Annotated in this window: 6 protein-coding genes; 1 reads left to right on the top strand and 5 read right to left on the bottom strand. The window is 42.6% G+C overall.

Features of this window, described 5'->3' with window-relative positions; translation table 11 throughout:
* Positions 1 to 112: 112 nt before the first annotated feature.
* Positions 113 to 1,309, top strand: a complete 1,197-nt coding sequence (locus tag JQM82_RS06150; RefSeq protein WP_235249184.1) for a methylenetetrahydrofolate reductase — start codon at positions 113 to 115, stop codon at positions 1,307 to 1,309.
* A gap of 80 nt (positions 1,310 to 1,389) precedes the next feature.
* Here the strand turns inward: JQM82_RS06150 and JQM82_RS06145 are convergent, their stop codons facing one another.
* The 5 genes from JQM82_RS06145 to pyk form a co-directional block, all read right to left on the bottom strand.
* Positions 1,390 to 1,914, bottom strand: a complete 525-nt coding sequence (locus JQM82_RS06145; protein ID WP_235249182.1) for a hypothetical protein — start codon at positions 1,912 to 1,914, stop codon at positions 1,390 to 1,392.
* A 93-nt stretch (positions 1,915 to 2,007) separates the two neighbouring features.
* Positions 2,008 to 2,649 (bottom strand): hypothetical protein, encoded by a 642-nt coding sequence (locus tag JQM82_RS06140; RefSeq protein WP_235249181.1) that lies wholly within the window; start codon positions 2,647 to 2,649, stop codon positions 2,008 to 2,010.
* A 13-nt stretch (positions 2,650 to 2,662) separates the two neighbouring features.
* Positions 2,663 to 3,937 (bottom strand): diaminopimelate decarboxylase, encoded by a 1,275-nt coding sequence (locus JQM82_RS06135; protein ID WP_235249180.1) that lies wholly within the window; start codon positions 3,935 to 3,937, stop codon positions 2,663 to 2,665.
* Positions 3,934 to 4,650 carry a TrmB family transcriptional regulator gene (locus JQM82_RS06130; protein ID WP_235249179.1) on the bottom strand — a complete coding sequence of 239 codons (717 nt, stop codon included), beginning with the start codon at positions 4,648 to 4,650 and terminating at the stop codon, positions 3,934 to 3,936. Before JQM82_RS06130 ends, JQM82_RS06135 begins: the two co-directional genes overlap by 4 nt.
* Before the next feature lie 162 nt (positions 4,651 to 4,812).
* On the bottom strand, positions 4,813 to 6,249 hold the full coding sequence (pyk, locus tag JQM82_RS06125; protein WP_235249178.1) for a pyruvate kinase: 1,437 nt from the start codon (positions 6,247 to 6,249) through the stop codon (positions 4,813 to 4,815).
* Positions 6,250 to 6,281 lie beyond the last annotated feature (32 nt).

The following is a 6,281-nucleotide window of genomic DNA, read 5'->3' as shown; positions in this document are numbered from 1 at the left end:
ACCATCAAGATTATTAAAAAATAACGCACTAAAAATCATCATTTATGAATGAGTATAAAGAAAAAGGATTCATCGTACAGTAAGACTGCCAAATTTCTATGAGGACGTAGATTTGTTAGACAGTCTGTTAAACTGTGGTGTTGGTCCCGGACATATGGCTCAGATTTTCAAAAAGATTAATTTTGAATCCGACAAATATCTGATCGCCCTTCCCAATGCCGGATATCCGAAACGTATCCAGAGTCGGCAGCTTATATTTGACAACAACTGCGGATATTTCGCTGACAAGCTTGCTGATCTTTCCGCATTCGGTATGGACATTCTGGGCGGATGCTGCGGTACCAATCCTGCATTTATCAAGGCACTCTCAGATGTTCTGGATATCGAACAGCCAACGAAAGCAACCGTGACTCTGCAAAAATCAAAAATTGATATCCCCCCAAAAAATACGGGGTTTATCTATAACAAAGATGGATCATTAAAAAATAAAAAACTCATCGCTGTCGAACTTGCCCCTCCGATCTCTTCCAATGACGAAAAGCTTCTGGAGGCTGCTCATTTTCTTCAGAGTGAAGATGTGGATGTACTGACTTTCCCTGATTCTCCTTCCGGAAGAACTCGTGTTGATTCTGTCCTGATGGCAGAAAAGGTCCGACGAGCAACCGGTATGTGTGTGATGCCACACATTTGCTGCCGTGATAAAAATGCAATTGCTATGAGATCATTATTTTTGGGTGCATATATCAATGACATTCACAATTTTCTGATTGTTACCGGTGACCCGATTCCATCTCTTGCGAGGCAGAACATAAAATCTGTATTTAACTTCGATTCCGTCGGGTTAATGCAGATTGCAAAAGATATGAATGAAGAAACGTTCTCAGACATGCCAATTGCCTATGGTGGTGCTATTAATCAGGGACGACGCAATATTGATGTGGAGATAAAACGAGTGAAAAAGAAAATGGATACCGGTGCCTCATTTTTCCTGACCCAGCCCATTTTCTCCAAAGAAGATGCCGATCACGTCCGCTATATCAAAGAAATGACCGGCGCACGGATACTATGTGGAATCATGCCTCTCATCAGCCGTAAGAATGCGCTCTTTATGAAAAATGAAATCGCCGGGGTCACCGTCTCAGACGCTATTATTGAAAGATATCCCGAACACGGTTCAAAAGCAGAAGGAGAAGCAGTCGGAGTTGCAGTCTCCAGAGAGATGATCGAATATACATACGACTTTGCTGACGGATACTATTTCTCATTCCCGTTTAACAAAGTGCATTTATTGAAAGATATTATGAAATAATTCTTCAAATCTCTTCACCAACAGAACTGGAAAGGGATTGTTGCAAAATGATACAAATCTATTTTGCAACAATCCCTTTACTATTCGTTCGTTTCAAATACTCGTTTCATTGTTTTTTCGTCTTCTGTATACCACCTGTGAACAGATGGCACATACACCACAACCGCACGACACCCATCCTTTACCCTTGCATCGTCGTCAAATTCCATCCTCCAATGCTCTATATGTCCATCCGAGCAGAGAAACGGAAGAATCATATGATAATCCGCACATAATACACAATACTCGCAGAATTTTCCTGAATTCACAGCATTTCTGATTCTTCTGTTTTCGCGAACGTTTCTGCAATAACAGAAGATGATCCAGATCAGGCATACACTACCGATTCCGATCGCAGTCCATCTCCGAAAGTCTTCAAAAATAATCGACACAACAAATACAATACTGACATCTGCACTCCCCAGAAGCAAAGTATCGATCAGACTTCTTCGAAGACACTTGCGATATTTATAACGACAATAGGCACGGGAAGCCGTATCACTCATTTGAAGCATCTGATAACACTTCTCCTGCCGGGTTCTGTCCCATAAACACTCCTGTTCCATATTACTTCTCCTTTATGGATGAATATCTTAGTTTCAATATCTCCTTCATAAAGCGCGTAAAAATGCCCGATCTACTCGACTACGGGAATACACTTAAAACATATCCTCCGGATATAGTGCACTGTCTATTGCCGTAAGATCTTCCTCCGGTATATACCAGACTCCTTCAGAATCGGGTTTTATATGGATCGTAATCATCTGTTCCTCTCCATAGGATGGATCTGAGAGTCTTGCTTTCATCAACTCATACATTTTCTGAAGAAACTGTTCATTCAGTTCTTCCTGCACCGGAACCTCCGTTGCATCTGCATACTGCTCTGTCAGCCAGGCTTCTGCCTCTTGCGTAACTCCTTCAAATGCAGTAAAAGCACAGACCTTTACGTCCAGCGTATAAGAATCATCTTCCTCTTCTTTTGCCTCACCGACTTCGTATTTCGCACTCTTTAGCATATCCTGAAACAGTTGCCTGTAGTTGGCTTTCAGCTCATCTGAGATTCCCAGCTCTTCAAAACCGCTTTCCTCCATGATCACATCCAGGTTGGCATCATAGATTTCCTGTGCCTCTTCATCTGTGGATTCCGTCTGTTCGATGTATTCTTTGAATTCACCTTTGTAGCTGGTATCCAGTATAGACTGCACATATGCCTGTGCGTCTTCTGCCGACATCGTTCCGCAGCCACCAAGCACCATAACAGAAATCAGGAATACTAAAGACAGTACGCATTTGCTTCTCATACATCTTCCCCCACTATTTTTCAATCAATTTTTTTCCGATATCAAAGCAGTCAAATGTCGCAAAGTAATCTGCCGGGGTCTCTGCTCTTCGAATCAGCTGTGTACTTCCGTCTTCTTTCAGAAGAACTTCTGCAGATTTTAATTTTCCATTATAATTATATCCCATGGAAAATCCATGTGCTCCTGTATCATGGATTACGAGAATATCACCGATATCAATCCTTGGAAGCATACGGTCTATTGCAAATTTATCATTATTCTCGCAAAGAGATCCGGTCACATCGTACTTATGGTCACATGGCTGATTTTCCTTTCCCATGACCGTAATATGATGGTATGCTCCGTACATCGCCGGGCGCATAAGATTCACTGCGCATGCATCCACCCCAATGTATTCCTTATGTGTGTGTTTCTCATGAATTGCAGTTGTGACCAGGCAGCCATATGGTCCCATCATAAAACGTCCCATCTCTGTATAGATCTCTACATCACCCATTCCTGCCGAAACCAGAACTTCTTCATAGACACGACGTACACCATCACCGATTGCGCGGATATCATTCGGTTCCTGATCCGGCGTATAAGGAATACCCACACCACCGGAAAGATTGATGAACTTGATATGTACTCCTGTTTCTTTCTGAAGCTTCACAGACACTTCGAACAATACTTTTGCAAGCATCGGATAATAGTCATTGGTTACGGTATTGCTGGCAAGGAACGCATGAATACCAAATTCTTTTGCACCTTTTTCCTTCAGGATCTTAAAAGCATCAAACAGCTGCTCTGTAGTCATACCATATTTTGCATCTCCCGGGTTGTCCATGATATCGTTGCTGATCTTGAACATTCCGCCCGGATTATAACGGCAGCTGATCGTCTCCGGTATATGTCCGATCGCCTTCTCCAGAAAGTCAATATGGGTAATATCATCCAGGTTGATGATCGCACCAAGCTTCTCTGCATAGACGAATTCCTCTGCCGGTGTATCATTGGATGAGAACATGATATCTGCACCCTTTGCACCAATCGCTTCAGACAGCATCAGCTCTGTATAGGATGAGCAGTCGCATCCACATCCATATTCTCTTAAAATATTGATCAGAAACGGATTCGGTGTAGCCTTTACCGCAAAATATTCACGATATCCCTTGTTCCAGGAAAACGCTTCTCTTAATGTTTCCATATTCTTCCGAATTCCTTTTTCGTCATAAAGATGAAACGGGGTCGGATATTCTCTGATGATCTCATCTAGTTGTTCCTTTGTTACAAATGTTTCCTTTTTCATTGTGCGTTGTTCTCCTCTCGTATGGACAGTAATTTGATTTCATTGGAAAGTGCAGTCTTATATAACTCCACAAAATTCTTTTTACCGGAGTACAGGCATGTATTCATACTTCCCTCTCCGTATTCGCCGGTCAGAACATATCTGGAATCTGCGATCACACCGATCTGTGTTCCTCTGCTTTCTCCTACATATACTCTGGCATTTTCAAAAGTTACCGGCTGATCCGTAATGATCACGACTTTTTTCTTTGCTTTCATAAGCTCCTGCAGTTCTCCTACGATCAGAAGCAGATAATTCCTTGTGCAGCTGATATAGACACGCTTATCTACCTGAGCCAGTATGTTGCGTATTTTATTCAGTATATGTTCTGCACCTTCTATCGTAATATAGCCCTCTGTATAGGTCTTTTCCGATGGCATATGGCTTTCCAGCCATTTTCTTGATTCTTCAAGCTTTCGTATCCGATTCTTGCAGAATTCATCAAGAGGAACAGGAATATACTTTCTTGTATTTCCCTCCTCCACAAGATACGCTGCCCCTTTCTCAGTCATATTTGCCAGAGAATTATAAGCATTCGACCTGGAGATTCCTGTCTGCTTGGCCACTTCGTATCCCGTTACTTTTCCCTCTGTTGACAGGCACTGGTAGATACACGCCTCCTGTCTGGTCAGTCCAAACTCCATCAGACGTTCCACAAAAGATCTTTCTTCCATCCTTTTTCTCCTGTTATATTTCAAAATATTTCTTTAGTAGTTCTCCACAGGAACACTGTATACGATATTTCCTTTTCTGTCAAGACATATCTGCATACAACATGGACCGGAGACGAAAAAATTCGTTGTTTTCCATCTCCGGTCCGTATATGCCTTATATCATTAATCAACAACCGCAATACGCATCATATTGCTGACACCTGTTTTCTGTCCTGCCACGTTTGTAGACGGTATGCCTGCCGTCAGAATCACCACATCTCCTGTCTCCGCCATCTGCTTTGCACAGATCAGGTCAATCGCACTGTTACAGATATCTTCCGTTGTACGTACTTCAATAGATTTCAGTGGTCTGACCCCCCAGTAGATCTGCATTCTTCTCAGGGTCGCTTCATTCGGGCTGACTCCTATGATGTCCATCTTTGGTTTAAACTTGGATACTACTCTCGCAGTAGCTCCGGATACCGTAGGCGTAATAATACATTTCGCACGAAGGTTGTTGGCCGTTGTCACGGTTGCATGTCCGAGTGCACTGGACGCACTCTTCATTCTATGCTCACCGGCCTTTTTCAGAATCTGCTCGTAATCCAGATGTTCTTCTGTATTTTCTACGATGTGAACCATCATCCGGAGTGCTTCAATCGGATATTTTCCCTGTGCAGTTTCGCCCGAAAGCATCACTGCATCCGTTCCGTCATATACGGCGTTCGCAACGTCTGTTACTTCCGCTCTGGTCGGGCGCGGATTACGAATCATAGAATCCAGCATCTGCGTCGCAGTAATAACCGGTTTGTAGTTATCGTTACACTTTTGAATCATCATTTTCTGCAGATACGGCACTTCTTCCGCTGGTATTTCCACACCAAGATCACCTCTGGCAACCATAATTCCATCAGCACATCGAATGATCTCATCGATATTCTTGATTCCCTCTGCATTTTCAATCTTGGCAATCACCGGAATATAAGGAGCGCCGCACTCTTTCAGATACGCCTTGATCTCAAGAATACATTCTGCATTTCTGACGAAAGAGGCTGCAATAAAATCTACCTGCTGTTCTACTCCAAACTTCAGATCTTCTCTGTCCTTCTCTGTAATTGCCGGGAGTCTTACCGGAACATTCGGTACATTCACACCTTTGCGTTCTCCCAGCTCTCCACCATTTATAACTTTGCAGACAATCTCTGTATCTCTTTTTTCTTTTACTTTCAGCTCAATCAGACCATCATCGATCAGGATTGTACTTCCAACCTGCACATCTGCAGTCAGTCCCGGATAAGTGATCATAGTTCTTGTCTCATCACCAACGATCTCTTCCGTGCAAAGAGTAAAGATACTTCCCGCCTTCAGCTGTACTTTTTTTCCATCTTTCAGGACTCCTGTACGGATCTCCGGTCCTTTCGTATCAAGCAGTATTGCGATTGGCTTCTGTTCTTCTTCACGGATTCTTTTTAACATATCCATGCGCATCTTCTGCTCTTCATGGTCTCCGTGTGAGAAGTTAAATCTCGCAATATCCATACCACTTTGAACTAACTTTCTCATGATATTCTCGTCATTCGTATTTGGTCCCATTGTACAGATAATTTTTGTCTTTTTCATATTTTATCTACCTTTCTTACTCTCAATTTCAT

The organism is Faecalicatena contorta (genome assembly GCF_021531995.1).
GTDB lineage: Bacteria > Bacillota > Clostridia > Lachnospirales > Lachnospiraceae > Dorea_A > Dorea_A contorta_A.
Note: the sequence above shows the minus strand (reverse complement) of the source record. Positions and strands in the feature narration are given on the sequence as shown.

Excerpts from the sequence above, each read along its gene's own strand:
- JQM82_RS06145 (WP_235249182.1), bottom strand. The coding sequence starts at position 1,914 with ATGGAACAGGAGTGTTTATGGGACAGAACCCGGCAGGAGAAGTGTTAT.
- JQM82_RS06135 (WP_235249180.1), bottom strand. The coding sequence starts at position 3,937 with ATGAAAAAGGAAACATTTGTAACAAAGGAACAACTAGATGAGATCATC.
- JQM82_RS06140 (WP_235249181.1), bottom strand. The coding sequence starts at position 2,649 with ATGAGAAGCAAATGCGTACTGTCTTTAGTATTCCTGATTTCTGTTATG.
- JQM82_RS06130 (WP_235249179.1), bottom strand. The coding sequence starts at position 4,650 with ATGGAAGAAAGATCTTTTGTGGAACGTCTGATGGAGTTTGGACTGACC.
- pyk (WP_235249178.1), bottom strand. The coding sequence starts at position 6,249 with ATGAAAAAGACAAAAATTATCTGTACAATGGGACCAAATACGAATGAC.